The 24,364-nt window shown below is 69.7% G+C and carries 23 protein-coding genes and 3 pseudogenes; 9 read left to right on the forward strand and 17 right to left on the reverse strand.

Annotated elements, in window-relative coordinates:
• Window positions 1–210 precede the first annotated feature (210 nt).
• From ABZ386_RS41535 to ABZ386_RS41545, 3 genes and pseudogenes are all read left to right on the forward strand, one after another.
• A pseudogene (locus tag ABZ386_RS41535) lies at window positions 211–501 on the forward strand (hypothetical protein); the annotation flags it as partial.
• A gap of 251 nt (window positions 502–752) precedes the next feature.
• Entirely contained in the window at window positions 753–1,013 is a 261-nt protein-coding gene (locus ABZ386_RS41540) for a hypothetical protein (protein WP_356506242.1), read from the forward strand.
• 255 nt (window positions 1,014–1,268) lie between these two features.
• Window positions 1,269–1,562, forward strand: coding sequence for a helix-turn-helix transcriptional regulator (locus ABZ386_RS41545; protein ID WP_356670603.1), 294 nt, complete (start codon window positions 1,269–1,271; stop codon window positions 1,560–1,562).
• Window positions 1,563–1,572: 10 nt separating this feature from the next.
• On the opposite strand, the gene ABZ386_RS41550 is transcribed toward ABZ386_RS41545, so the two are convergent.
• The 7 genes from ABZ386_RS41550 to ABZ386_RS41580 all read right to left on the reverse strand — a co-directional run bounded on the left by ABZ386_RS41550 (window position 1,573) and on the right by ABZ386_RS41580 (window position 9,267).
• The gene (locus tag ABZ386_RS41550; protein WP_358968683.1) at window positions 1,573–3,003 is read right to left on the reverse strand and encodes a metallopeptidase TldD-related protein; all 1,431 of its coding nucleotides are present in this window, start codon (window positions 3,001–3,003) and stop codon (window positions 1,573–1,575) included.
• Window positions 3,000–4,244 carry an MFS transporter gene (locus tag ABZ386_RS41555; protein WP_358968685.1) on the reverse strand — a complete coding sequence of 415 codons (1,245 nt, stop codon included), beginning with the start codon at window positions 4,242–4,244 and terminating at the stop codon, window positions 3,000–3,002. The genes ABZ386_RS41550 and ABZ386_RS41555 overlap by 4 nt, the downstream gene beginning before the upstream one ends.
• A complete protein-coding gene (locus tag ABZ386_RS41560) occupies window positions 4,241–5,650 on the reverse strand; it encodes a TfuA-like protein (protein WP_358968687.1) in 1,410 nt (469 codons plus the stop codon). Before ABZ386_RS41560 ends, ABZ386_RS41555 begins: the two co-directional genes overlap by 4 nt.
• 5 nt (window positions 5,651–5,655) lie before the next feature.
• Window positions 5,656–6,849 (reverse strand): YcaO-like family protein, encoded by a 1,194-nt coding sequence (locus tag ABZ386_RS41565; protein ID WP_358968690.1) that lies wholly within the window; start codon window positions 6,847–6,849, stop codon window positions 5,656–5,658.
• Window positions 6,846–8,012, reverse strand: coding sequence for a ThiF family adenylyltransferase (locus ABZ386_RS41570; protein WP_351345964.1), 1,167 nt, complete (start codon window positions 8,010–8,012; stop codon window positions 6,846–6,848). Before ABZ386_RS41570 ends, ABZ386_RS41565 begins: the two co-directional genes overlap by 4 nt.
• The gene (locus ABZ386_RS41575) at window positions 8,009–8,845 is read right to left on the reverse strand and encodes an HEXXH motif-containing putative peptide modification protein (protein WP_358968691.1); all 837 of its coding nucleotides are present in this window, start codon (window positions 8,843–8,845) and stop codon (window positions 8,009–8,011) included. Before ABZ386_RS41575 ends, ABZ386_RS41570 begins: the two co-directional genes overlap by 4 nt.
• 284 nt (window positions 8,846–9,129) lie before the next feature.
• Window positions 9,130–9,267 (reverse strand): hypothetical protein, encoded by a 138-nt coding sequence (locus tag ABZ386_RS41580; protein WP_351345970.1) that lies wholly within the window; start codon window positions 9,265–9,267, stop codon window positions 9,130–9,132.
• 630 nt (window positions 9,268–9,897) lie between these two features.
• On the opposite strand from ABZ386_RS41580, the pseudogene ABZ386_RS41585 reads away from it, so the two are divergent.
• From ABZ386_RS41585 to ABZ386_RS41595, 3 genes and pseudogenes are all read left to right on the forward strand, one after another.
• A pseudogene (locus ABZ386_RS41585) lies at window positions 9,898–10,101 on the forward strand (transposase); the annotation flags it as partial.
• Window positions 10,102–10,181: 80 nt separating this feature from the next.
• Window positions 10,182–11,123 (forward strand): IS3 family transposase, encoded by a 942-nt coding sequence (locus ABZ386_RS41590; RefSeq protein ID WP_358968694.1) that lies wholly within the window; start codon window positions 10,182–10,184, stop codon window positions 11,121–11,123.
• Window positions 11,124–11,142: 19 nt separating this feature from the next.
• The gene (locus ABZ386_RS41595; protein WP_358968696.1) at window positions 11,143–11,940 is read left to right on the forward strand and encodes a hypothetical protein; all 798 of its coding nucleotides are present in this window, start codon (window positions 11,143–11,145) and stop codon (window positions 11,938–11,940) included.
• A gap of 39 nt (window positions 11,941–11,979) precedes the next feature.
• On the opposite strand, the gene ABZ386_RS41600 is transcribed toward ABZ386_RS41595, so the two are convergent.
• The 4 genes from ABZ386_RS41600 to ABZ386_RS41615 all read right to left on the reverse strand — a co-directional run bounded on the left by ABZ386_RS41600 (window position 11,980) and on the right by ABZ386_RS41615 (window position 15,317).
• Window positions 11,980–12,108 carry a hypothetical protein gene (locus tag ABZ386_RS41600; RefSeq protein WP_351345976.1) on the reverse strand — a complete coding sequence of 43 codons (129 nt, stop codon included), beginning with the start codon at window positions 12,106–12,108 and terminating at the stop codon, window positions 11,980–11,982.
• A gap of 99 nt (window positions 12,109–12,207) precedes the next feature.
• Window positions 12,208–12,585, reverse strand: coding sequence for a peptidase inhibitor family I36 protein (locus tag ABZ386_RS41605; protein WP_351345979.1), 378 nt, complete (start codon window positions 12,583–12,585; stop codon window positions 12,208–12,210).
• A complete protein-coding gene (locus ABZ386_RS41610) occupies window positions 12,582–13,232 on the reverse strand; it encodes a hypothetical protein (RefSeq protein WP_351345982.1) in 651 nt (216 codons plus the stop codon). Before ABZ386_RS41610 ends, ABZ386_RS41605 begins: the two co-directional genes overlap by 4 nt.
• A gap of 255 nt (window positions 13,233–13,487) precedes the next feature.
• Window positions 13,488–15,317 carry an SIR2 family protein gene (locus tag ABZ386_RS41615; protein WP_358968699.1) on the reverse strand — a complete coding sequence of 610 codons (1,830 nt, stop codon included), beginning with the start codon at window positions 15,315–15,317 and terminating at the stop codon, window positions 13,488–13,490.
• Window positions 15,318–15,586: 269 nt separating this feature from the next.
• Between ABZ386_RS41615 and ABZ386_RS41620 the strand changes: the two genes are divergently transcribed.
• The 3 genes from ABZ386_RS41620 to ABZ386_RS41630 all read left to right on the forward strand — a co-directional run bounded on the left by ABZ386_RS41620 (window position 15,587) and on the right by ABZ386_RS41630 (window position 17,505).
• Entirely contained in the window at window positions 15,587–16,336 is a 750-nt protein-coding gene (locus ABZ386_RS41620; protein ID WP_358968701.1) for a hypothetical protein, read from the forward strand.
• Window positions 16,337–16,567: 231 nt separating this feature from the next.
• Complete coding sequence (locus ABZ386_RS41625) at window positions 16,568–16,837, forward strand: hypothetical protein (RefSeq protein WP_358968703.1); 270 nt, start codon at window positions 16,568–16,570, stop codon at window positions 16,835–16,837.
• The gene (locus tag ABZ386_RS41630) at window positions 16,837–17,505 is read left to right on the forward strand and encodes a DUF402 domain-containing protein (protein ID WP_358968706.1); all 669 of its coding nucleotides are present in this window, start codon (window positions 16,837–16,839) and stop codon (window positions 17,503–17,505) included. Before ABZ386_RS41625 ends, ABZ386_RS41630 begins: the two co-directional genes overlap by 1 nt.
• On the opposite strand, the gene ABZ386_RS41635 is transcribed toward ABZ386_RS41630, so the two are convergent.
• The 6 genes and pseudogenes from ABZ386_RS41635 to ABZ386_RS41660 all read right to left on the reverse strand — a co-directional run bounded on the left by ABZ386_RS41635 (window position 17,452) and on the right by ABZ386_RS41660 (window position 23,757).
• Window positions 17,452–17,973 (reverse strand): hypothetical protein, encoded by a 522-nt coding sequence (locus tag ABZ386_RS41635; RefSeq protein WP_355713328.1) that lies wholly within the window; start codon window positions 17,971–17,973, stop codon window positions 17,452–17,454. The two genes, ABZ386_RS41630 and ABZ386_RS41635, sit on opposite strands and share 54 nt — an antisense overlap.
• A 119-nt stretch (window positions 17,974–18,092) precedes the next feature.
• Window positions 18,093–18,488: a hypothetical protein gene (locus tag ABZ386_RS41640; protein ID WP_358968709.1), complete on the reverse strand. Its 396-nt coding sequence runs from the start codon at window positions 18,486–18,488 to the stop codon at window positions 18,093–18,095.
• 806 nt (window positions 18,489–19,294) lie between these two features.
• Window positions 19,295–19,441: pseudogene (locus tag ABZ386_RS41645) on the reverse strand (helicase); the annotation flags it as partial.
• 304 nt (window positions 19,442–19,745) lie between these two features.
• Window positions 19,746–20,000 carry a hypothetical protein gene (locus ABZ386_RS41650; RefSeq protein ID WP_358968711.1) on the reverse strand — a complete coding sequence of 85 codons (255 nt, stop codon included), beginning with the start codon at window positions 19,998–20,000 and terminating at the stop codon, window positions 19,746–19,748.
• Between the two features lie 780 nt (window positions 20,001–20,780).
• Window positions 20,781–21,347 carry a hypothetical protein gene (locus ABZ386_RS41655; protein WP_358968714.1) on the reverse strand — a complete coding sequence of 189 codons (567 nt, stop codon included), beginning with the start codon at window positions 21,345–21,347 and terminating at the stop codon, window positions 20,781–20,783.
• A gap of 13 nt (window positions 21,348–21,360) precedes the next feature.
• Entirely contained in the window at window positions 21,361–23,757 is a 2,397-nt protein-coding gene (locus ABZ386_RS41660) for a Helicase associated domain protein (RefSeq protein WP_358968717.1), read from the reverse strand.
• Window positions 23,758–24,364 lie beyond the last annotated feature (607 nt).

Below are 24,364 nucleotides of genomic sequence, written 5' to 3' on the forward strand. Positions count from 1 at the left end.
ACGACGCTGGCGCAGCTGATCCGGCAGGGGCCCGGTGAGCCGGTGTGGGGGGTGGCCGGCCGCGGTGTGGGGGAGGAACGCTGCTCCCTGGACGCGTTGCCGAAGGCGCGGTGAGCGCGGCGGGGGCCGGCCCGGCCTGGGTGAAGGGAGGCATGGGCCGGGCCCGCCGCCGCGCGGGCGCTGTCGGCGGCGGCTGCGGGGCTGGATGGCATGAACGGAGACGAGCGGCTGCTGAACGGCTGGGTCTACGGTTACGACCACGACGACCTCAACCCCGGTTTGCTTCCGCACCGGACCTACGCCGAACTGGTCGGCGGACCACTGGACGGCGTGCTGCTGGACATCCACGGATGGCGGGCCGTGGAAGTCGACGACGGGGTGGCCCTGTCCGCCGAGCCCGGGCAGTTCCCCGGCGGCCGTGCCCTGTACGACCCGTGCCCCGGTGAGGCACGTACGCCGGGCCCGGGGGTGAGCTGCCGCTTCTGCTGCTCCGGCGACACGTCCTGCGGGGCTGGCAAGGCCCTGGCCGGCGTCCGTTCCCTGACCCTTTCAGAATTCCCGTGATGTGGGACCGGTCTTCGTCAGGCGGAGTTCGCGGTCGGGTGTCTTCTGCGACGAGGCCGTTTCCTGCAGTGGACTGAAGTGTCCAGGAGAGGAGGTTGCCGTGCCGGTAACCGCACCTTCAGCGTTGAGACGTGTATTTGATCCATATTCACATCCGGAATCGGGAAGCGCAGCCCGCAACGGGTCAAGTGACGACGCTGCTGCGCAGCACGCTGGAAGCCGCTGACGGTATTGAGCACATCACCATCCACTGGCGTGAGGCCGGTGAACTGGTGATCGGCGTGTTCCTGCTGGCCAGTTCCCTGGACAGGGCCGAGGCGGCGGCGGAGCGTGCCTGCCGATCGGCGCTCGATCGCCTGCCCCGGATGGGCCGGTGGCATCCGGTCAGCGTCACTGCGCCCATGGTTCCCGCCTATTACGAACAACTGATGCGCGATCCCCCGGTGTAGTACCCAGGTGGACGGATTCGGTCAAGGACGGATTGGGCCCACGGATCTCTCTTCCGGCTGTCTCCGCTCGGGCGGCACGCTGTGAAGCGCGTACTCACCTGCCATTGAAGGGGGAAAAGCCATGTTCCGCACCGCTGCTTACCTGTTCGCAGCCCTCATCGTCCTCGGTGCCCTGGGGGGGACCGCCACTACGGAGGGTCACTCGGTCGACCGTGCGCAGGCGTCCGGGGTAGCTCCCGAGGACATGGGGTGGCAGTGACTATCGCACCCTTGGGCGGGGCCGGCCCCGCCAGCAGAGAACGTCGGGCCGACGGAGAGAAGGGCCGTGGCGCAGGCGCTCCGCTTGACGGCGTCGCCCATGGGTACCTCTCTCCGCGGGAACGTGAAGTGCTGACCTATGTGGCCGCGGGCTACACCCGTCAGCAGACGGCGCATCGTATGAAGATCAGCACCAGCACGGTGGCGACCTATCTGGCCCGACTGCGCAGCAAGCTCTCTGCGCCGACCCAGGCCCACCTCATCCGCGCCGCCGTGGAGCTCGGTCTGTAGCGTCGCTGCCTCAACCAGGTCCGGCGCCGGAGGCGATCACCTCCGGCGCCTCTGTGTGGGGCAGTGTGCGCAGAGGGCCGGTGAGTAGTGCCGGTCCGTGGCCTCCCACCGCGACTCGTCCCGAGGCCGTCAGGCAGTAGGCGGACCACATCGCGGCGCTGCCAGGAGGGCCGACCGAGCGCAGGTCCGCCAGCGTGGCGAGGGCATCGCCGGTGACCAGGAAGGGTTCCAGCGGCTCGCGGCGGCGGTTCCCCTCGGCCCAGGCCCGCTTCACCTCCAAGGTGAACGCCCCCGTGGTGTGGTCCAGATAGCCGAACCCGATCCGTTCCACGTGAATCAGCACCGCCGTGGCTTCGCCGAGGGCCGTGTCCAGCGTCGGCGGCGGGCGGTGGGCGTCGGCAAGCACCACCGTGTTGCTCATGCGGGGGGCGGGCGTCCGGCGCAGACTGCCCGATCGCCAAGGGCCGTCCGGCGCGTCGTCCAGCAGCCGCTCCAGCACTCCGCCGCGGATCAGCACCCTCGGCGTGGCGGGCGTGCCCAGCGCGGTCATCGCATGGCTGCCGTACCCGTCGAATCGTCCGACGGCCAGCCTGGGGTCGTCCTCGACTGTGAGCCATGGCGGGGCCACCGGTGAACCTTCCCGGCCTGACAAGGGGGACCCTCGCCGCGCCTGGTGCTCCAGCAGATGGCCGCAGACCTCGTGGAGGAAGAGTGCGGTGCTGCCCGGTGCCAGGTGGAGCTGAACCGTCTCCGGCCGCAGTGGTACTCGCTGCCGGGTCGCCCAGCACAGTGCCTCCTCCACTTTCGGGACGACCCGTGCGGCCGTCTCGTCTCGCCAGGGGCCCCGCCAGGCGACGTCCTCGTCTGCGCACTGACGTCCCGCGGCCAGCACGTCCACCGCCCAGCCGCCCCCCGACCCCACATCCGAGAGGTCGTTGGCGTACCCGTCGCGCACGGAGAACCCCCTGGTCCGTTCCGTCCACTGGTGGCCGGTCAGCACGATCTCCATGCCGGACGGCACCCGGACCCTGGAGAGCGCGGCCCGCAGCGCCGCCAGGGACGTACTGGAGGGCTCGTCTTTGTGGCTGTCCGCGGGGAGGAGATCCTGTTCCGCTCCGGCCAAGGACTGCCCGGCAGGGGGGCAGGCGGCCTCGGCCACCCGCTGTCCCGCCCGCCAGGCGGCGGCCAGGTCGCTGCCCTGGCTGGCCGCGTACCGCGGGGGCGAGCCCCGCCGGGGCTGTAGCGCCCAGCTGCCGCGTTCGCTGTCGGTCGGCCCGCACTTCATCGCAGGCAGGGCGGTCGTGCCGGTGTGCAGAAGCTGCCAGCTGCGAGTCCGTTGTTCCCGGACGACGATCCCCAAAGGAGCGCCGGGCGCGTCGAGTCCTGTCAGGAGCGTCTCGATCGCCGTGGGGCAGCCAGCCGTCGCGGCAGGTGCTGTCATACCGTCACCACCTCGACGTCCCGCCGGACGCCACGCCCGAGTCTCAGGCCGGCGGTGGCCACGGCCACTGTGGTCGCACCCACGACGACGGCGGCGGTGGCCGGCCCGAACGACCCGGCGACGACGCCCGCCACCGCCCCGCCGAGGGTCATCGTGCCGCTGATCACCGATTCGACCAGGCCGTACACCGAGCCGGAACGCTCCTCCGACACCCGGTTCCCGTAAACCGTCCAGTAGAGCGGCTCCGGGATATTGGCGGCCAACCCCATGGCGAAGGTCACCAGCAGGGCGACAGCCATTGCATCCGCCAGGGCGAGCGCGGCCACCAGCATGCCGAGGACCACGATGCACGTCGCCCCCCTGGCCAGCTGCTGGCGCTGGGCGACGGGTGCACCCAGGAGCATGCCGAGGGCGGAACCCAGCCCGATGGAGGCCGTCAGCCAGCCCAGCGCGGTGTCCTGCCCAGCGGCCTGCTGGGCTACTGGCAGCAGCAGCACCAGTGAGGCCCCAACCGTCCAGCACGCCGCGGCCTGGCAGATGAGCGCGACCGCGACGGCCCGGTCGGCGGAAGCGGCGGCCAGTGCGCTGCGCAGCGCGCGAACGGTACCTCCCTTGCCGCTGTCCTCCGCGCCGCTGGTGGCGGCGGCGGGTGGCAGGGGGCAGGAGACACGGAGCAGTACGGTGGTGGCGAGTACGAAGAGCACGGCGGTCATGCCGAGCAGCGCGGAGGGGCTCAGCCAGCTGCTGACCACCGCGCCGCAGGCGGGCGCCACCACGAGTACCAGAGTTCCCGTGGTGCCGAGCACGGCGAAGACGGCGGCGCGGTCCTGGGGGCCAGTGAGGTCGCGTTGCATCCGCCGTTCGGCCGGACCGAACCAGGCCGTGGAGAAGGTGCAGACGAGTACCGAACCCATCAGGAGCACCACCGGAGCGCCGTTCGCCGCCGCAAGCGCGGTGACCCCCAGTACTGCGGCTCTGATGATGTTGGCGACTGCCATCACGTCGCGCGCGCGGTACCGACTGCCGCGGCGGCCGGCCGCCGGGCTCAGCAGGACGGGGATCACGATGCGGATCGCGTTGAACAGGCCGAGGGCGGCCACCCCTGAGCTACGGAACAGCATCAGGCTGATCGCCACGTAGAGCAGCCAGTCGCCGGCCTTGGCCAGCGCGTCGGCCGCGATCATGCGGCGTGCGTCGGGTACGGCGAGGACGGTTCGGTAATTCTTCAAGGTCTCTTTCATGCGGCGTTCCTGCCTTCCGTCTGGTCGTGCCGGCAGGGGGCGATCAGCCCTGCGCGTACGGCGCTCAGCAGTTCTGTCCGGTCCAGTAGCCCCCGCCCGCGGATCACCGGAAGCACATCCTCAGGAACATGCGCACCCCATCGCCGCAGTACAGAGACCGTGGCCTTCCGGGGATCCGGCAGTGCCGTCATGGCCGTCGACGACTGTGCTCCCGCTGGCGCCTGGGGGATGCCGTCCAGCCAGCCGAGCGCCGGGGTGAGCCAGTCGTACCGAGGGTCGGCGCGCCACAGACGGGTGGCGAGCAGGACCGTGGCCTCGCGGCACGGCAGCAGCGTCTCCTCCGCTCTCAGCAGGGGAAGCAGCCGGGCGGGTACGGCGGAGGTACGGGCGGGCAGGCCGAGGTGCGGCAGCAGCGGGTGCAGCGCATCTACCAGCGCCGGCCAGGCGGGCAGCCCGTCCCTGTCCCGGCTGAGGGGCACCTGGTTTCCCGGCGCACCGGCGGCGCGGGCGGCATCGGTCAGCAGGGATGCCGCGGCAAGGCGCGGAAAGCAGTCCGCGGAGGCGGTGACGGCGCGGACGAACCGCTCGTAGTCGCGCTGGCGGTGGCCGGCCCGGCTGGTGGACCAGGCCCGGAGATAGGAGGTCATGGCCAGTGCCTGTGGTCGGCCGCGGTAGCGCAGCCCGGCCGGGGATGGCCCGCCGCCCTGGGTGTCACCGTCCCGGGCACCACTGATTCGGGCGCTGCGGATACGGTCGGCGACCCGCAGCGCACGGCGGGCATCCCGGTACTTGACCCAGCCGGCGGGCCTGCCGAAGTCCGAATGGAACTGGGCCAGTTGCTCCGCCGGAGCCCCCGCGGCCCTGGCCCTCCCGAGGATCGTCGCCGTGTACCGGGCGGTGAACGGCAGCTCGGCGGCGCAGCGCAGCAGGGTGCCGGCCGCCTCGGCGTCGAGGGTCCGGCTGCGGCGGGCCGCCAAGAGCGCGTCCCGGAAGTCGGCCAGCGCCCAGCCGATGGCGCGGTAGTCGTGCTCCGTGTCGCTGTGCACCAGGGTGACCTCGTCGTCGCCGAGCAGCCTGCCGCAGCGGTAGCCGCGGTAGACCTCACCCACCCCGTGCATGCCGTAAGGCGACAGTTCCGCCGCGCGCAGGGCGCCCATACTGGAGGCTCCGAGCACCGTGACGCCCGTGTCGAGCAGGGTGAGGATCTCCTTGTGGCGGACCGCCCGGGACTGCAGGAAGTAGCCGTCGATCAGCAGCAGTACATCCCCGGCGCGCAGTCCCCAGTGCATGATCTGGCCTGCCTCGACCGGCGGGCGGATCTCCGCATCAGGAAGGAGCCGGCGGGCTTCCTGCGCAGAGCAGGACGGGCCGAGGGTCACGATCATCCGCGGTTCGTTGTCACCCATGTCAGTCATCCGTGTCCGTGTCTTTCTGTGAAGGCCAGCCCGGGGGCGACCACCCGCACCACGGGGATGCCGTACTCGGCGACGGTCAGGTCGGCGCGCAGCACCGTGGCGCCCAGCCGGTTGCAGCGTTGCGTCAGCCGGAGCAGCTCCGTCTCGAGATCGAGCCGTGCGGGTGGCGGGGCGTGGGTGCCGAGGACGGCGTCGGAGGTGCGTACCGGGCGGTCGGCTGATTTCGGCGGGGGACCGGCGGCGAAGTCAAAGGCCATGCCTCCGACGTCGTCCCGGGCTCCGGCGATGGCGGTGACCCGCGACTGGGCTGCCTCGGTGAGCGCTCGGCTCAGCGCGATCGCGGGGTCGCCATGGCTGCCCGAGCCGGAGAACCAGCGGGGCAGGGACGGAGACCAGACTCGGGCGAGGAAACTGGGGATCCCCAGTACGGGGTGGGTGACGTCCACGACCTCCACCAGGGCGTCCGCGGATGCGAAGCGGTCGGCTAGCTCCGCCGGGATGCCGTGGTTTCCCGGCACCAGCTGATGCGCCCGCTGCCAGGGGCTTCCCTGGGCCCGCGCGTGGGCGAGCGAGTGGCGTTCGACCAGCTCCAGCAGCCCGTGCAGGGTCGCCTCCGCGAGCGTGTTGCCGGACGCCAACCCGTTGCTCGTCACCCGCACCCCCGGCGGCTGCCACCATCGCCTGATGCGGAAGTCCACGGCGATCGCGTCCAGCGGCCACCAGCGGTGCGTGCCGTCGGCGAGGTCCTCCACCGGTACGCACTCCAGGAGGCTGCCAGGGCCCAGGAGGTGGTCCTCCAGCAGCACGGGACCGGAGGCAGGGACGGCTGCCGAACCGGGCACGGAACCAGTCGGATCCGACGCCAGGCCGATCTCGTCGGCCCGGCACACGCGCCGTGCGAGCTGGGGCTCCTCGGCGCAGTGCAACTCGAAGGCCTCCATCGCGGCGGAGACCCGGGCGAGCAGATGACTGGGACCCTTGCCCTGGGAGACCGTCAGATTGGCGGAGTTGGGACGGATCGCTTGCCAGACCGGTATGCCGAGATCGTCGAGGAGGGTGACATCCGCGACCCTGGTGATACCGACCGCGGCGAGGTGGGGTTGCAGCCTGCGCCACGTCGTCTCGGGCGCGGCCTGGCGGATCGTGCCGCCGTAGTCGTCGGCGACGGGATGCACCGCGAGCCCGTTCACACCGCCGTCCCCGCTGACGCCGCGGACCTGGCGGCGGCCGCCGCACAGTCGCAGTCCGGGTGCGGTAGCAGTTCCTCGCGCACCGTCTCCGGGTGCCGGATGTGCAGCACCCCGCAGGAGGTGGCGGGCGTCGCGGCACCGGTGAGCTGCAGCACGATCTCTGTGGTCATCAGATGCGCGATACTCACCGGCCCGGAGACGAATGCCGGATACCGCCAGGACCGCTTCTGGGCGAGCGCGTCCACGACGAGGTCATGCCGGGGACCGAGATCTTCCCGGAGGTAGTGCTCGAAACAGCCAAAGCAGGGCGACTCACCCGGCAGGAACATCGGCCCGACCTGCCCCGCGAAAGCCCCGAGGTACGGGATGCCGCCGTCCCGGCAGACCGCGTCGGTCCACCGGTTGAGCACAAAGCGCGGCGCATCCGCGCAGAGGGCGGCCATGTCCATCCCATCGAGGCGCGCGGCGATGTCCTCTGGCCCGGACAGATAGCTGGGCACCACGTCGACCTCGGTGTACGGGGTGAAACGGCGCAGCTGGGCGGCGAGCGCCTCGGCCTTGCCAGTGCCGTCCGCCTGGTCCGGGAAGTAGAGGATCTGGCGGACCAGGTTGGACTCCTCGACCACATCGCCGTCGACGAGGCGCAGCCGACCCACTCCCGCCGCGGCAAGCATCAGCGCGACGAGGCTGCCGAGGCCGCCAAGCCCCAGCACCGCGACCGACGCCTCGCGCAGCCGGGCCATGAAATCCCAGCGGCCGTGCTGCTCGGGCGAGAGTGAAGCCAGCCACTCCAGCTGGGTGGAGAACCGTTCGGTGAACCGGTCGTCCGCCCACTCCGGGCGGGCGTGGTTACGTGCGGCAGCCAGTACTCCCTGCCGGATCAGCGGCGTCAGCATACGGGCCAGGCGCCGCGCGGCCTCGGCATCGCCGTCGCAGAGCTCCAGGAAAGCGACTGGCCCCGCCTCCAGGCGGCGCAGGACACGCCGGAGCGGTTCGCCGACGGAGCGCAGCGAGAACTGCCGGCCCATGAGGTGGTGGAACACCACGGTGCCGTCGGCGAGTTCCAGCAGTTCCCACTCGCTGGCGAAGCACCAGAGCTTGACCTGACCGGCAGAATTCTCACGGCGCAGCAGCCGGGAGTCGAGAATTCCCGGCGCACTCACGAGGCCACCGCCGCATCGGCGAGGACAGGCGCGCTCAGGCTCTGGCGCAGGTTGGCGCCGCATGTGGTCCACTCAGCAGCGGCGTCGAGAGCGCGCAGGGTCTGCTGCAGCTGACCAGCCGCCTCCGCCCGGCGCTCTCGCCAGGCACAGCCGTCGAGCGGCCCGCCGTCGGGGCAGGCTGCCTCGTACCGGCGCAGCCCCTCCTCGATCCGCCACAGCACGAAGGCGGCATGCAGCACCCCGCGGAGCGGACGCGGGTCGCGGCGTAGGGCATGGCCTGCCTCGGTCTCCGGATTGACCAGGAAGCGCGTGAACTGCTCCCGCAGATTGAGCGCGTGATGGCCCGTCTCGTGCAGCAGCACCTCGAACATCCGCAGGGCCTCGGTGGCTTCATGCGTGCCCACGTAGACGGCGCCGAAGGTACTGGCAGACGTCGCTGAGCGCAGCTGCGCGGTGGTGAAGACCACGTGGCGGATGAGGGTGTTGTGCTCCTCCCATGCATCAGGCCAGGCGAGCCGCAGGGCGTCCTGGGCTCGGGACAGCGCATCGCGGACGTCCGTCGGGAAGCCGGGAAGGGAACGGGCCGCCTCGGCGTCGGACTCATGCAGCGAATCGAGGCTGCTGGCCAGGCCATCCCGCACCCAGTCCTGGTCGGTGTCCACCAGCACGGTGGCCGGCGTGCCGCTGACCGCGCCGCTCCGCAGCAGCTCGGCCAGGGCGGGCCCCTCGGCGTGGTCCAGCGGATGGCCCGCCAATGTGTAGAAGCGGTGGACTCCGGCGGGCGGCAGGCGCCGTACATTGCGGGCCAGGGAAAGGAGACCCGCCCGGGTCACAGCGTCTGGAGCTCCGGCGACGCCGGGCGTGGACTCAGGGAATTCGCGGGCCAAGCGCTGAGCGATGTTCCGGTGATAGATAGAGACCGTGCGCCGGGTAAGCGACGGCGATACCGAGACCGTTCTGATATGACCCCAAATCTCGGGGGGAATAGCTGACATGTTCCGTCGCCTTTCTTGCGTTCCTGAGTGAACAGGGCGGCAACGGAGCACGCGGCCCGGCCGCCGCCGCCGCCGTCGGCCGGGCCGGAGCTGAAAGCCCAGGCCCGGTCCGCTACACCAGCTCAGGGCATCGGGCGCGCCTCGCCGTAGGAGAAGGAGGCCTCGGCGGCGTCCAGCTCCAGCTCGACATCCAGGTCCTCGATCAGCGCCGACGTGGCGGTGGTCTCGATTTCCACGACGTTCTCGGTGTTCTCGGCCATTTCGCTCTCCTGGTCTCTTGATTGAGGTGTGCCTCTCCGGCACGTCTCTAGATTCCCTTGCAGAACGGATGCAGAGAAGTCGGCAATAGCGATGACTTGACATTTCTCCGATGCTGCACTTAGAAGCCGTTGCCTTTTCGATCATGAACGCGATGTGATCGAACACGAGGGCCGGGGCGGGTGAACTCCGCCGTGACGTGCATGAAGGCAGGGCCTCCGGCACAGCACGAGGGCTGCTGAAGCCGTCACGTACAGATGGAGGCCTGTTGACGCAGCTCCATGCGGTTTTCGTCGTTCGCTTTCAACTCGCCTGCTCCGTCGTGCGATTGCCTCGCGCAGGGGTTCCGGAACGCGGCCGACCGTCCAAACTGGATGCACAGGAGCCCATCGAACATAACGGACGCGGAGTGGGCGGTAGTGCGCGACGCGCTGCCGGTCCCGGCGTGGCATGGAGGGCCGAGAAGGACAGCCCGAGAGCTGCTGCCACCGGCAGATGCTCGATCAATGCCACGAAGTCAAGGCCCTGTTGGCGGTGTCAAGGCTTCAGGGAGAGTGATCTTGGGGCGTTACCCCTTGATCGTGGGCACCCTGATCATTGGATCGTGAGGATCCGAAGAACAGGAGTTCCCGTTGGGGACGTCGAAGTACTCGCCTGAGTTCCGGGCGGACGCCGTCGCGCTGTACCACGCCAGTCCGGGTGGGACGTATGCGTCGGTGGCCAAGGACCTGGGTGTCAACCACGAGACGCTCCGCACGTGGGTGAGGGATACAGAGCAGGCGGCCCGGCCCGGGGCGGGCGAGGCCACCGCGATGGAGAAGGAGAACCGGCAGCTGCGGGCGCGGGTGAAGGAACTCGAGCTCGAGCGGGAGATCCTGCGGAGGGCCGCGAAGTATTTTGCGGCCGAGACCAACTGGTGCACAGCCGCTTCCAGTTCGTCGACGATCACCGTGGCGCCTGCGGTGTCAAGCGGCTGTGCCGGATCCTGGCCGTCTCCCGGTCCGGGTTCTACCGGTGGCTGGCCGGCGCGGACGCGCGGGCCCGGGCCGACGCCGAGCTCGCCGGACGCATCACCGAGATCCACGCCGAGTCCGACGGCAGCTACGGGGCTCCGCGCGTGACAGCCGAGCTCCGTGACGAGGGCGAGCGGGTCAACGGCAAGCGGGTGGCACGCGTCATGCGGAAGTTCAACATTGTCGGGCTGCACCTGCGGCAAGAAGGTCCGCACCACCATCCCCGAGCCGGCGGCGACGCCGGTGCCGGACCTGCTGCGGCGCGACTTCACCGCGACCACACCGAACACCCGGGGTTCGTGGGCGACATAACCTACCTGCCCATCGGAGACGGCCAATTCCTCTACCTCGCAACGGTGTTGGACCTGTGCGCGAGACGACTGGCTGGCTGGTCGATCGCCGACCACATGCGCACCTCACTGGTCACCGACGCACTCAGGGCCGCGGCCGCGGTCCGGGGCGCCGGCGGTCTGCACGGGGCGATCTTCCACAGCGACAACGGGGCGCAATACGCCTCCAAAGAGTTCGCCCAGGTCTGCGAGGACCTCGGTGTGATCAGGTCGCGCGGCGCGGTGGGCACCAGCGCGGACAACGCCGCCGCGGAATCGCTGAACGCATCCCTGAAACGGGAGAGGCTGCAGGGCAAGAAGCGGTGGACCGGGGCGCGCGAGGCCCGGCTCGCCGTCTTCCGCTGGGCGACCCGCTACAACACCCGAAGAAGGCACTTCCCGCCTCGGCCAGATCAGCCCGATCGCCTTCGAGTAACGATCAACTACGCTGGCCGCTGCCGCATGACAACCGGTGTCCACGATCAAGGGTCAAGGCCCGTACTCGCCTCCCCCTGACCCGGACACCGAGCGCCGCATGCGCGCCCACCACGCGCGGGCTGCCAAGTCCCTGGACGTGCAGGTGGAGCCGGGCGGGGAGTTCTGGGGGTGGGCCGGGCGCACCCTCGGTGCCCCGGCCTGCACCGCCGACGGGACGCCGGCGTGGCTGCGGCTGGTGTCCGCACCGGCGGAGAAGGCGTCGGGGAAGCTGTGGGACGGCGCCCTCGCCGCCCAGCACGCCTTCGGCGACCTCGACGGGCACCGGCCCGCCCTCCTGGCCGTGCACGACGCGGTCGAGGATGGCACCGCCTACCGGGCGGAGCTGTCGGTGCGCGTCGAGGAGCCGGTCCTGTCCGACGATCCGATCCTCCAGCACGACCTCCAGGCGCCGGGCTCCTGGTGGGCCGACCTTGCCGGGGTGCTGGAGAAGGTGGCGGCCGTTGGCACCGACCGGGTTGCCGTGCGACAGCAGTACACGGGCCGGGCGATCCCCGAGTTCGTCGGGATTTTGGTGCCTGCCGCCCCCTGCTGGACCACCGCCCATGGCGACGTGCACTGGGCGAACCTCACCGCCTCCCCCCTGCAGCTACTGGACTGGGAAGGCTGGGGCCTCGCTCCAGAAGGGTTCGACGCCGCCATGCTCTACGCCTACACGCTGCTTCAGCCGGATACCGCCGCCCGTGTCCGTACCGTCTTCCCTGTGCTGGGCAGCCGGGCCGGGCTCGCCGCCGAAGCGACCGTGTGCGCCCAGCTGCTTCAGACCGTGAGCCGTGGGGACAACCTCGCCCTCGAAGGCCCGCTCCGAGAGTGGTCCGAGGAACTCCTTCGCTGCTGAGGCCGCGGCTTCCGCCGTGCTGTCCTGGCCGTGTGCCGTTCAGCCGCCCCGGCGCGCGGACCGGGCGGCGGTGACGTAGGGCTGGAGGAAGGCCCTGGCCCGGTGTTCGGCCTGGGCGTGTTCTTCGTCGGCCAGGGCCCGCCGTACGCGATCGAACCTGCCCGGCATCGGCGTGAGCTCCTGAGCGCAACCGCACGCGCCCGAGGCCGCCCGACACGGCGAGCTTGCCGGTGCATGGCAGGACGACCCCGGGCGGTGTGTCGGATGTCAGCAGCCCATGGCCCAAGTGTGGGAGTCGCCACTGTCGTTGGCCGCGCCGTTGTAGGCGACTTCCTGGCCGGGGGCGAGGCAGATGGTCATGTGGCCGCCCTGATGGGCGCGGCTGTAGACCTGCACGTAAGCGGGGATTCCCGGACCTTCGATGCCGTGGTTGGCCCAGGAGGAGTCGGCGTCGGCGATGTAGCCCTCCCACCAGCCGTCGTCACCGTGCCAGTTTGCCCGCTGGCCGTCGAAGTTGGCATGTTCCCAGGCGCAGAAGTGGCCGCTGGGGCAGTCGGCCGCGACGGCCGGGGGCGCTGCGGCGAGGCTGCCGGTGAGGACGAGGAAGGCCGCGGCGGCGGAGGTGAACAGCCTGCTGACGGTCATGAGGCAGTGGTGCCTTTCTGATGGGGGGTGGGGCGGTCGTCCAGGAGGCCGGCCGCGCGCCGCACTGCGCGGTCGCGCAGGCGGTCGTAGGTGGTGATGTCGTCGCGGTGTGCGGCACGCACTTGTGCGAGCCGGGCCGGCTCCAGCCGGTCCCGCAGCTCCTCAAGGCCGCTTGCCCGGACACATGAGGTGTCGTGGTCGTCGCAGGCGGCCCGGCGGGCCAGGGCGGCCCGGTAGTCGGCATCCCCACGGAGCAGGGCCTGGGCCTCAGGACGCAGGTTGCCCACGGTGACCTGGGCGTGGAACCAGCGTTCTTGGTCGCCGTAGAGGTAGCGGTGCGCTTGGGCCAGGCAGCCGTCGGTGTGGGCTCGGACGGTGTGACCGGTGGTGAGCGTGATCGACAGCTCGGCAGGTCCGGTCCCGAACAGCACCTCGTGCCGTGGGGGCGGCCCGGCGGCGCCCCGGGCGCGCAGGCACTGGTCCACGAGGATCTGCTGAGCGGTCGCGATCAGGTCACTGCGTCCCTGCTCCGAGGCGGGCAGTGCCGGGTGCGTCCGTGCCGTACAGGCTGCGGTGAGCAGCACCGCCAGCGCGGCAGCCACCACGGCCCGGCCCGTGGCCCGCACCGAGGGAGCGTTGATCGTCACACCGCCGTAAACGAGCACGTGGTGTCGAGGGCACGGCGGGCAGCTGATGCGACAGCAGCGTGCCGTACGACGACAGCCAATGGAGCGAACAGACCTGGCCGGTCTTCGAAGCCCGACGAACCGCCGGATTACGAAGACCGTCACGTTCGCCTTCTCGCCGATCACGTTCGGCGTGCCCAGCTGCTCCAGACCGTGAGCCGCGGGGACAAGCTCCCCCTCGAAGGGCTGCGTTGTCGGGCACGTTGTGGTGGTAGGTCACCAGGTTCTGCCGTATTGCCTCCTCCACTCGGTGAGCGCGGTGAGGGTCTTCTGGGCTCGGAGAAGTTCGCCTCCAAAGGCGCCGGCGCGGAGCAGTGGCCAGGTGTCCGTGAGTTCCGTCTCGATGACGTCGGCGAGCCCGTGGTTGTCGTAGCCCCAGGTGGAGTCGAGGAGGAACTCTCCGGGCCAGGGGTAGGCGTAGACGTCGTTCTCGGTATCCATTGCGATCATGGAGGCCAGGAACTCGAACCGGGCGCATGCTTCGCGACAGGCGATGTCGTTGGGCTCGACGAGACGGAAGGGCTCGCGCAGCGTGTCCTTCACCCAGTTGCTCTGGGGATACAGGAACCTGTTCCCGCCCTCGGCACGGTGCATGTCGTGGAGGCCTTCGGTGCTCACGACCCGGATGGGGTTGAGATACCAGGCCGGCCCCTGGCGGCGCCGTCCGGAGTTCGGGACGGCCCACTCCGGGTGGTATAGGGCGGTGGCCAGCAGCTCCTCACGGCGGCTGAGAATGGCGGCGACGCCGATCGTCCAGGTGGACAGAAGTGCCGGGAGGTGGCGCAGCTTCTCCAGGTACTCGTTATAGGTGCCCGGTGTGGTGTCACGCAGGCGGACGAGGCGTTCGACGGCACGCCGCCACACGCGGTCGTGCGTGCCGTCGTCGTGGAAGACTCCGTTGGCCAGCAGGTGCAGCAGGATGTCGCTGTCGGTCCGGTATCCGCGGACGTTGGAACCGAAGGTGTCGGCCCAGGTGGTGGACGCGGCGAGCACCGGCTTGTGCTCGGGCGTGCTGCGGTCGACGATCTGCGTGACGGCCTGGTCGACGAGGTCGAAAAGCTCGATGCGACGGAGGGGGTCGGGCAGATCTCGCTTGAGCTGTACGACGGCGACGTCTCGGGTGATGGGCGCGGCAGTCAGGCGGTCGAGGGCTTCTATGCGGCGCACGAGGTCGGTGAACAGCTCGTCCGCGCTCTTGCCGTCGATCACCACGGCATCGTGCTGGGCGGTCAGAGCCCGGGCGGCGTCGCCGAACGGGCCGTACTGCGCCCAGAACATCGGGTACCGGCGTGACCGGGTGCTCTGGACCGCGCGGACGAGCGCCTTGTCCCACTCAGCGGACCAGCCGCACACGATCAGCCCGTACTCGTCCAGGACTCTTTCCAGGAGCTGCTGGAGTTCGTCGGGATAGGTCTCCAGCTCGTCAACGGTGTTGCGCTGCTCAAGGTCGGCGTAGTCGCCGTGCAGCTTGATCACGGTGACCTGGCTGTGCGCGAGCGGCTTGATGCCCACGATCTGCTCCGGCCGGCTCATCACCTGGGGCGAGATCCCGACTTCCTGCAGAGCCCGCTCGGTCAGCCGGTCGAAGTTGGTGGTGAGGATGACACGGATGCTGCCGCGCTTGACCAGCTGGGCGATAGCACGGTGGGCCGCGGTCGGGCCCTTGCTGTCGTCCTGGCCTTCCTCGGGCTCGAAGTACTCCGCGAGCATGGCCTGGCGGGAGGCCGGCCTCGGCGCTGCGGCGGCCAGCAGGGCTGAGTAGCCCAGGGGCTCGCTGGTGTTGGCCTCCCACCACTTCTCCGGGTCTGCCATGGCCTCGGCTCGGGCGTCGAGGTTGTCGGGGTCGCGGACGGCGGCGACCTTCCCGACGACGTCCTGCACGACCCCCCAGCCGGTCTTTACCCCCGAGGCGATCGAGACGCTGGCACCCAGCAGAAGCGCGTACACGCCGGGGCTTGAGTGCACGTTCAACGCCATGGTCATCGGTGGCTCGATGAGGCCCCCGGTCGGGAGGGTGACCGGACCGGTCGCGTCTTCGCTGCCCACGTGTGCCTCCTTCTGCTGATGACCGCCCGGTGGGCGAAGCCTCATCAGCCCTGCCGCAGGATACCCGCTTTTTCGTCACTATGACGAGAAAGGGTTCGGCTAGGCGACCGTCGAACCCGCGCGCACCCCGCATGAGACGTGGAGGAACACGAGGCCGCAGCGGATGAGCGCTCGCACTCGGTCCTGGCGGAGGCGGACGAGCTGTCACGCAGCGCAGACGTCAACGGAAAGCCGGACCGGACGCTTTGCGGGTTTCGGCAGAATGCCGGGTGAGCGATCTGGAGGGCGAGGTGCCGCTGGTGACCGGTTCGGCGGAAGTTCGGGCCCGGGTGTGTGCTCAGGCGCGGGGGCTGGACGCCTGGAGCGCGGGGAGCCGGCGCCGGGCGGTGGAGGACCATCTGCGGTTCGCTCGCGGCAGCGGCGCGGCAGGCGAGTCGGAGCGCGTGCGGCTGGAGGCGGAACTCCCGGAGTGGCAGCGGATCGAGGCGTTGCTGGAGTCCTCCGGGCAGGCCGGGTACGACCCCGAGTCCGATCGGGTGGCTGCCGCCGCGGCGGAGGAGATGCGCCGGCGCGAGCGGGCCGCCGCTGACGCCCGGGAGGCGGCGCGCCGGGCGGAGCGGGAGCGCCGGGAGGGGGCGCTCCGGCGGGCGGAGGACCTCCTGGACCTGGCCCAGGACCGGAACCTGGACGCCTCCGTGCTCGTGGAAGCGGACGATCCGCACGTCCGGAGCATGCTGTGCGGGCGGTCCCCGGCCGCGGTACGCCAGATCGATGCCCGGATGGCGAGGGCGCTGACCGCCCGCTTGGGAGCCCTCGCCGACCCAGGTGTCCGGGCCGCCGCCTGGGAGGCTCTGCCGCAACGGGTGACCGCCCACGCCGCGCTCCTCAAGGCCCTGGCCGGCAACACCGCAGGCTTCCTCCCCGAGGCCCTGCCGTTCGCCGGCGCGCTCGCCGCAGCAGCCCCCGAGGCCACGGAGCAACTCGCCCGCTGGCTCGCCGCCACTCCCGGCCCTGCCTGATCCCGCTGCACCACGGGCCCCGAGGCACACATCCTCGGGACCCTGGCATATGGCGTCGCGCCGCTGTACGACCGTGCACCTCACGGGTCACGCGATGGCCGACTGTGGTTCGCTACCTTCGTTCGACCGGCCACTCATCAGGGTGACGAAGGCCCTCAAAGTGCTGTCACCAAGCCCCTACAGGTAGCCACTGTCAGCGCAGAGGGAGACCACATGATCACCATCTAGTGGATGGCAGTCGTCACCCCGGACACCATGGACGCCGACGCCTACCGAGAGTTCTGCTGGGGCGCTGGCCTGGAACGCACGGACACTGGCTACGGGCTGCTCCTGGCCGTCGACGACCACAGCGGCGACGCGGTCACCGAGGTCATCGACGACGTCGATTACATGCAGCTGCTGATGCAGTCCTCCGGTGTGGCCGTGCCCGCCGACAAGATCGTCCAGGCTCTGCCCGACTGGCCGGATCTCCGGCCCGGGGCCGCCGCCGTCAGGCCCTGATGCGAACCCGCCGGGGCCGGTCGGCCCCGGCGGTGCGCCGCGCAGCAGGTCGGGGCGGGGCCGGTCAGGGCGGCCGCTCAACCGCCCTGGCGCGCGGCCCGGGCAGCGATACGACCAGCGCCTCGGGGTGTACACGGGCAAGGACGGCTGCCCGGGGTGACGGGGACGGGCGCCGGCTGCGGAACTGGTACGTGAACTTCGAGCACCCCACCCGCCGTACGACGCAGGGGTGCGACACCTTCGACCTCACCGTGGACCTGGTCGTCGACCCCGGCCTCACTCGCTGGGAGTGGAAGGACGAAGACGAGTACGCGCACGTGCGGCGGCTCGGCATCGTCACCGACACCGAGCACCAGGCCGTCGACGCCGCCAGCGACCAGGTCCTCGCGATGCTTACCGAGCGGTCCGGCCCGTTCGCGGACGCCTCCGCCTGGACGTCCTGGTGGTGGAACCCGGCCTGGCCGCCCCCCGGCTGCCGCGCCCGGCGGCGACCGGAGAGAGGGTTGCACCGGCAGGCGGCTGAACCGTTGCCTGAACGGCTACTTCCAACGGGGGACCGAAAGTGTGACCGAAGGCGGGAGCCCCCCAAACTGGACACCGCCCTTTCCCGCAGGTCAGCCCGTGTGGGCGAGCCCCCAAGGCGACGACACCTCTTCTCCACGCGGTAGCCGGGGTGAAGAGGTGTCGTCGCTGTCCGGCCGGGGCGCCGCCTCCTGGCCGTCTCGACGGCTGAGGCAGGGCGGGCGGAGCATCTGCTTGACGGCAGCAGGGCCAGACCACCGGCCCGGCGGCCTCCACGGGGCAGGTTCTTCACCGGTGTTGTCCATCGCCGTGCGGCACCACTGCACTCCGGTGCCGTCAAGGACCATGAGGTGACTGCCCGGGACAGCTGCGGTCTTGGCCATGGCGGACAGCAGCCCGTCAGTCAGCGCGCTGCCGTCCTTCTCGGTGAGAGGCTCGGCGCCCGATCCGCAAGGGCGCACCTGGTGGTGGACCTCGTCGCCGCCCTTGACGACGAGCGTGAGGTACTGCGACGACTGGCGCTCCCACTTGACCTGCACGATCGTGTCCGCCCGTACCGTCCGGCTGCCGGAGACGATGCTCTGCGCCCGCACCCACACGTCCGGCATCCCCATGAGCCCTTGCCCTCCCGTACCGCGGCTGCGTCGACGCCCGATTCTGCTGGTCCCACGTCACCGGGGGAGGGACTTCGGGGAAAATCAGCCGGCCGGGCCGCTGACGTCGACAGGGCCCATCACGTGTCGGTGCCGGTATCCGGAGGGAGTACGTAGACCAGCGGGTACGGGTAGCCCGGTTCGTTGAACTCCGTGCGCACCCGGTGCCCGAAGTTGGTCAGGATGCTGATGATGGCCGACGTCAGGGCGGCGGCTGCGCCGAACACGACTTCCTTCTGCCGTGTCTCGGACTTCGACATGCGCAGCTCGTTGGGCACGTGCCAGGCGAGCGATACACCGGCCGAGGCGGGTCCCAGGCTGAGGGTGACTCCGCCGTTCACATGGGAGTCGTCGTCCGAGTCGTCGATGACGTGAACCACGACGCCGGTCTTGGTGAGGTCGGCCATCACCTTCGCAGCGAGTTCGGCGAGGGGGTGACCGTCACGGGAGCGCAGTTCAGGCGGCAGCAAGACCATCACGGCAGCGTAATCAACTCGCTCATCACCCAGGTGGCTTCCCGGCGAATCCCGTCGGAATCACACCGCGACACCAAGCCCTGCGGACTGCAACACGCCCTGCTGGTGGTGAGAGGGCTCTCAGGACGGGCCATGAACCGTCACCTCACGCAGCCGGGGGCCAGCAGGGCGCGCAGCGCTGACCAGCAGGACAGCGACGAGTCAGGCACCCACGAGCAGCTGCAGCGCCGGGACGAACCGCGGCTGCGGCCGTGCTCCCGCTGTGGGGGCGAGCTGGTCGGTCTGGCGTGCCCGACGGGCCGGAAATGCCATACTGCCTCGTTCGGGTGGCAGTGAGATTATTCGCACAACGTTTGCCCAAACAGATCGTTTTGAGGCTTGTTGGTAATCCCTGCATACCAGGAGAGTCGGGAAGAAGTATGCGCAGCCTCAAGCCTCTTGCCGTAGCAGTATCAAGCCTCGCTCTGGCTGCTACGGGCATCATTGCGGGCGCCGGAAGTGCAAGTGCTACCTACAGCGCTTGCCTCGATACCGTGGCCGCTAACGGAGGACATCCTTTCTCGGACCTCGTCATGAATGCCTGTTATGACGGAGTCGCCAAAAAGTTCGACAGGTGCACGAGTGCGCTTCAGGCCACCCCTGACCCTGTAGGTAAGGGCTATGGCCCCGGTCTGTCGGAAGCCAAGGCAAACCTAGCCTGCAAGCGGGCGGCTGTACTGCCCGCACCGTAAGAGCAGGCACACCCCCCGGCCCCAGCGCATCGGTTCTGTGCCGGGACCGGGGGCAACGACGGGTGAGGCAGTCTGTCAGCCCCAGTCCATGCCCAGCCTCGCGAGGGCGGCGAGTCGGTCAGCGTCCAGCCGGTCTCTCCTCGATATCGTGTTCGAAATCCATACGCCCAGCTTGACGGTTACCGGCTCGGTTTCACCGTCGACCGTGATCTCCTCGGCGTGGTGCGATGTGCCGGCCTAGTGACAGTGGCTGGTGCCAGTGACGGCATGTCAGCCGGGTCGTTGTCGCTGGTCGGGCATTCATGAAAGGCAGTTCCACTCTCTCGGGAACGGCACTTCTAACCCTTCCCAGGGCTGCGCGGCGGCACGGTGGCGGCCACGGCTGGGCCGCGCCGGACAGCTCGAGGCGCCTGCTTGTCCGCCGGCCCCGCCCGGCCTGACACAGCGCGGGCAGGGCTGAGCACAAGCAGAGGGTCCGTGCCGTCTGCGTCCGGCACGGACCCTGCGCGTAGCCTCGCACGCGCGGTTACGCGTTACCCGTTCCAGGAAAAGCCAGCGTGAGCTGGGGACAGGGTTCAGCGGGGATCGACGTTGTGGGGTGAAGGGAGGCGACGGTCAGGGAGCCGTCGTCGTTCAGCACGGCGTGGTCGGCGAGTTGGGCGAGGACTTGTTCGGGCCGGAGGCCGGCCCGGGTGGCGATGGCGCGGAGACGGCGGCTGGTGTCTGCGGGTAGCCAGATCTGCGCCCGGAGTTCTTCCTTCGCGTCCTGGCGCTCGCTCACCCGGGCGGCCTACGACCCGTCACAGCGTCAGCCATTATCCCCCTTGACGCTGTCAGCGACTCTGTTAGCCAATTCCACAGGGCGGCATTCGGAAGGCCTGCGCGGTCAAGGAGAATCGACTGCGGACGGTTGCGCGAGCCGGGCGGAGCGCCAGAGGCCAAAGGGTCTCTACGATATGCGTTCTAAGGGTTACTTTGGGAAGCTTCAGCGGCACTTCCTGGGATCATGGTCTGGCTGTATCGACCACCTAGGAGTCCGCTCATGCGTCATTCCGTCGCTGCCGGAGTGTTCACTGTCGCTCTGGCCCTGTCCGTGCCGCTGGTTGCAGGACCGACGGCACAGGCCGCGCCCGGCGAGGTTTGCTTCTACACGGAGCCCGGATACCGAGGCGCATCATGGTGCTACCGCCCGGGAGGCTATACGGATGTACCGGGGTTCCTGCATGACAGGGCTCGGTCTTTCGAGTCCAACTCGGACGTGGTCGTCTATGCGATCGATCACTCCGGCGGGAACTGCTACCACCGGCGCATCTGGGTCGGTGACCGGGACCCCAACTGGTCATGGGGCAGCAGGATTGATGGCGTCGCTACTGATCCTCAGGGCTGCGAGCCCAGCTAAGACATGCGGCCTTGCCGGGCACGACGCGTCCGGCGACGAACGCGCGGCGGCCGCACGACCCGCTGGCCCTCATCGGTCTCCGGCAACAAGGCCAAGCTCCAACTGTTCCCTACTGAGCCTGTCATCGCACCCCGGCGCGGTCGTCCGCGCCCCGGGGTGCGCTCAAGAATCCTTTGAGCACAGGTTCAGTCGGGGTTCGTGTTGTGGGGTGAAGGGGGCGACGGTCAGGGAACCGTCGTCGTTCATCGTGGCGTGGTGGGCGAGTTGGGCGAGGACTTGTTCGGGCCGGAGACCGGCCCGGGCCGCGATGGTGCGGAGATGGCGGCTGGTGTCTGCGGGCAGCCAGACCTGCGTCCGGAGTTCGTCTCCCGCCTCCTGGCGCTCTTTCACCCACGCGGCATGCCGGCCCCGGACACCTTGCTGCCTCGCCTCTCGATCGTGCGCCCAGGCCGTCCCCTGGGCGTCCTGCTCGGGGTCGTATGACTCCTGCCCGGTGGCCTGAAGCAGTGCGACGATTCGGCGCCATTCGGTGCGCTTGGCCGCCCACAGCTCCGCCAGCTCCTCAGGATCCCTCGCGTAAGGGTCCCGGCTGGCGGGCACGCCCAACTGCTGCCGGGTCTCGCGCTCACGCCGGGCGGCTTCGGCGACCTTCGCCGCCACCTGCGCCGCCCCCAGGCCACGCCCCTGCCGACGAGCGGCATCCCGCGCCAGGTCCTCAGCACTCCACATCACAGATCCCCCTTCACGTAGCCCATTCGAGGCCGAGGACGGCCAACTGCTGCAGCTTGTCCGCGCTCAGCTTGGCGCGCCTGCTCTTGCTGTTGCTCAGAAACACACCAAGCCGGACCTCGCTGCCATCTTCCAGCCGCTCTGTGTGGCCCCTGGGAACCTTCACGGAGCCCGTGCGGGCCTTGTACTGCGCCAGGGCCGCAACGCCCCGTTCGAAGGCGCCGGAGGCCGCCTTGGGGGCCTTGGCGGACTCCGGCTCCGGGGGCAGCGGGGTGACGCCGATCGCCTCCAGGAGTTCGCGCTGCCCGTCCATCAGACCCGCCCAGACGGTGCGCTGCCTCTGCCGGGCCAGCCACTTGCCGATGTCCATGCCGTGGACGGTGACGCCGGGTAGGACGTCTCCCCGTGCGGCTTGGCCCTCCTCGTCGCGTACGAGCTCGCGTAGTGCGGCGTAGTGCCGCTGCCAGTCGGCCGGCCACGCCGGGTTCCAGTGCTCATCGATCGCTTCGAGCGCCGTCTTCCACTCGGGGTGGCCGTCCAGCGCGCCGGGCCGCCGGAGGTTGGACAGCCACTGCCCCACGGGCCGGTCCAGGGCCGTCGCCGACCGGGGCGCGCACAGCGTCCAGTGCTGCTCGTAGTACGCCTTCGCAACCTCCAGGTTCTCCTGGAACCGCTCATCCGCGACGCTCCACACCATGCCGAGCTTCTCCAGCCGACGGGCGCGCTGGCCGCTCATCTGCCCCGCCTGGTAGGCCCGTCGCTGCTCCGCCACCCACTGCCCAAGGGGATACGGGCCAGGGGCCTCCTTGTGCCCATAGGGCACCCGTGCGTGGCCCTCGCGGTCGACGAACCGCTTGAGCGCCGCCCAGCCGCACGCCCAGTCCTGCTTCTCCGTGTCGATCACGTTGAAGCTGACCCACTCCGCGACCATGACCGGGTCGCGGGGGGCGGCGAACCGCAGCAGCAGGCGGGATTCTTTCTCGCCTTCCTCGGGCGGCGGACCGATGAACTCCGACGACTGCACGATGTTCTTTTGCGGTTCTTGTGGAATAGCGAGCAATTCGACAGCCTCTTCATCATGAGCACGAAGACCCGCTAGGACTTTCACCAAGGGCCGATACGATCCGGAGGTGAACATGTCCTCGGGCTGTTCTCCGTCCTTCAGAAAGACAGGGACGATCAGAGAGGCGAGTTTCCCTTGTCCGGGTTTTTGCCGCAGGGCGCGGCCGATGGCCTGGACGATGTCGTGGGGTGCGCCTTTCGGATCGAGCAGGGCGACGGAGTCCACGGCCCGGATGTCGACGCCTTCGCCCAGGACGCGGCAGTTGGACAGCACGGCCCGCTGGGCGGTGGTCCCGAAGCCGGCCAGGACCTTGCGCCGGCGCTCGGGTGCGTGCTCGCCGCAGAGCCAGTTGGCCCAGATCTGCTTCGGGTGCTTCTCGGGCTCGTTGGCGTGCAGCTTCGCGACGACGCGCTGAAGGCCTTCGGCGTAGGCCTGGGCTTCTATGGTCCGGTGGTGGAAGGTGATGCAGGTCTGGAGCCCGTGCTCCGCCATGGTGTGCAGCAGCGCGGCCTGCAGCGCCCCGAGGCGCTGCCCGCGAACCTCCTCGCTGTACCGCTCCTCACTCTTGAGCCGCTCGGGCGTGACGACCGGGTCCTGGAGCTCCAGGACGATGATCTGGTACCGCGCGAGCAGGCCGCGAGAGACGGCCGATGCCAGGGACAGCTTGTACAGGACGGGCCCGAAGATCGTCTCGTCGTCCATCGAGGCCGCCATCTCCTCCGGCAGCCGATCCCGCACCCCCTCGGCAACTTCCCGGTTGGGCCGCTCCTCCCAGATCCGCGGCGTCGCCGTCAGATACAGCCGCCGGTGGGCGGGGATGACCTCCTGGTCGTGGATGTCGGCCCACGCCTTCCCCATCGAGCCCGACGTGCGGTGGGCCTCATCAACCACCGCGAGGTCTACCGGATCAAGCTTCTGGCCGTAGGCACCCTCGAACGCCTCCGCCAGCACGCCCAGCGAGGCATAGGTCGCGTAGATGGTGACCGGCCCCTGCCCGTGCCACAGCGCCAGCTGCACGGGATTCGTCGTCGCCCGGACCTTCAGGCTCCACAGCTCGGGATCGTCCTGGAGCGAACACACCGCCACGGCCGGCCCCCGGTGCCCGGCGCCGTGCCACGCTTTCACCGTCTGCGCCAGCAGATCCAGCGTCGGCACCAGCACGAGAACGCGCCCCTTGGGCACCAGCCGCCTCGCCGACGCCGCCGCGATAACGGTCTTCCCCGTGCCACACGCGGCGTGAACCTGTCCGCGCAGACCGTTCCAGGGAATGCCACCCGGCGGGATGTCGAAGCCGCGCACGATGGCGCTTACGGCCTCGATCTGATGGTCACGCAGTTTCACGGCCATGCCTCCGTTTTCTCCTTTTCGCGGAATGTGGCGCGTAATCAGAAATGGGATTCCCGGTGGGGGTAGGTGCGGTTCGGGGGGTGTGCTGTCCGGTCCCAAACTCTACACAGCGTGTCCTCCTGATGCAGCACTCTTACGAGAGCTTGCCCCCGCAGGGTGAAGTGTGACTGGTTCTCGCCTCGCGGTGGCGTGCTCTGGGGTATGGTGGCGGAGGGTTTGGTGAACGGGTCGGTTGGTTCTGGGGTGTTGAGTCGGGGGTTCGGATGGAGCGTGCCGGAGCCCGCCTCTTCGGCTGGATCCGGCACCTGTTCGGCCTGATGACCCGTCAACTCGTCTCAGGGGGTGTGGCCCAGTTTCCCAGGGGTTACACAGGTACGCGCGTGACACACTCTTCCTGCTGCTGCCCGGCGTAGCCGGTTGGGCGGGAGCGAAGCGGACGCCCCGTCAATTCCCGCGCAGCGGGAATTGATTCGCTTCCTCGGATTGGAGCGCAGCGGAAATCCGAAATTCCCGCGCAGCGGGAATTAGAAAGGCGCGCAGCGCCTTTCCGGATTCGCGGAGCGAACCGTTAATCCCGCGCGCCAGCGCGGGATTACCCGCTCCGCGG

It is taken from the genome of Streptomyces sp. NPDC006140, assembly GCF_040628815.1.
GTDB lineage: Bacteria > Actinomycetota > Actinomycetes > Streptomycetales > Streptomycetaceae > Streptomyces.

Bases quoted from the DNA above. Each gene is read 5' to 3' on its own strand.
- ABZ386_RS41550 (WP_358968683.1), bottom strand. From the start codon at position 3,003: ATGACAGCACCTGCCGCGACGGCTGGCTGCCCCACGGCGATCGAGACG.
- ABZ386_RS41555 (WP_358968685.1), bottom strand. From the start codon at position 4,244: ATGAAAGAGACCTTGAAGAATTACCGAACCGTCCTCGCCGTACCCGAC.
- ABZ386_RS41560 (WP_358968687.1), bottom strand. From the start codon at position 5,650: ATGGGTGACAACGAACCGCGGATGATCGTGACCCTCGGCCCGTCCTGC.
- ABZ386_RS41580 (WP_351345970.1), bottom strand. From the start codon at position 9,267: ATGGCCGAGAACACCGAGAACGTCGTGGAAATCGAGACCACCGCCACG.
- ABZ386_RS41595 (WP_358968696.1), top strand. From the start codon at position 11,143: ATGCGCGCCCACCACGCGCGGGCTGCCAAGTCCCTGGACGTGCAGGTG.
- ABZ386_RS41600 (WP_351345976.1), bottom strand. From the start codon at position 12,108: ATGCCGGGCAGGTTCGATCGCGTACGGCGGGCCCTGGCCGACGAAGAA.
- ABZ386_RS41605 (WP_351345979.1), bottom strand. From the start codon at position 12,585: ATGACCGTCAGCAGGCTGTTCACCTCCGCCGCCGCGGCCTTCCTCGTC.
- ABZ386_RS41625 (WP_358968703.1), top strand. From the start codon at position 16,568: ATGGCAGTCGTCACCCCGGACACCATGGACGCCGACGCCTACCGAGAG.
- ABZ386_RS41630 (WP_358968706.1), top strand. From the start codon at position 16,837: ATGCGAACCCGCCGGGGCCGGTCGGCCCCGGCGGTGCGCCGCGCAGCA.
- ABZ386_RS41635 (WP_355713328.1), bottom strand. From the start codon at position 17,973: ATGGGGATGCCGGACGTGTGGGTGCGGGCGCAGAGCATCGTCTCCGGC.
- ABZ386_RS41640 (WP_358968709.1), bottom strand. From the start codon at position 18,488: ATGGTCTTGCTGCCGCCTGAACTGCGCTCCCGTGACGGTCACCCCCTC.
- ABZ386_RS41655 (WP_358968714.1), bottom strand. From the start codon at position 21,347: ATGTGGAGTGCTGAGGACCTGGCGCGGGATGCCGCTCGTCGGCAGGGG.
- ABZ386_RS41660 (WP_358968717.1), bottom strand. From the start codon at position 23,757: ATGGCCGTGAAACTGCGTGACCATCAGATCGAGGCCGTAAGCGCCATC.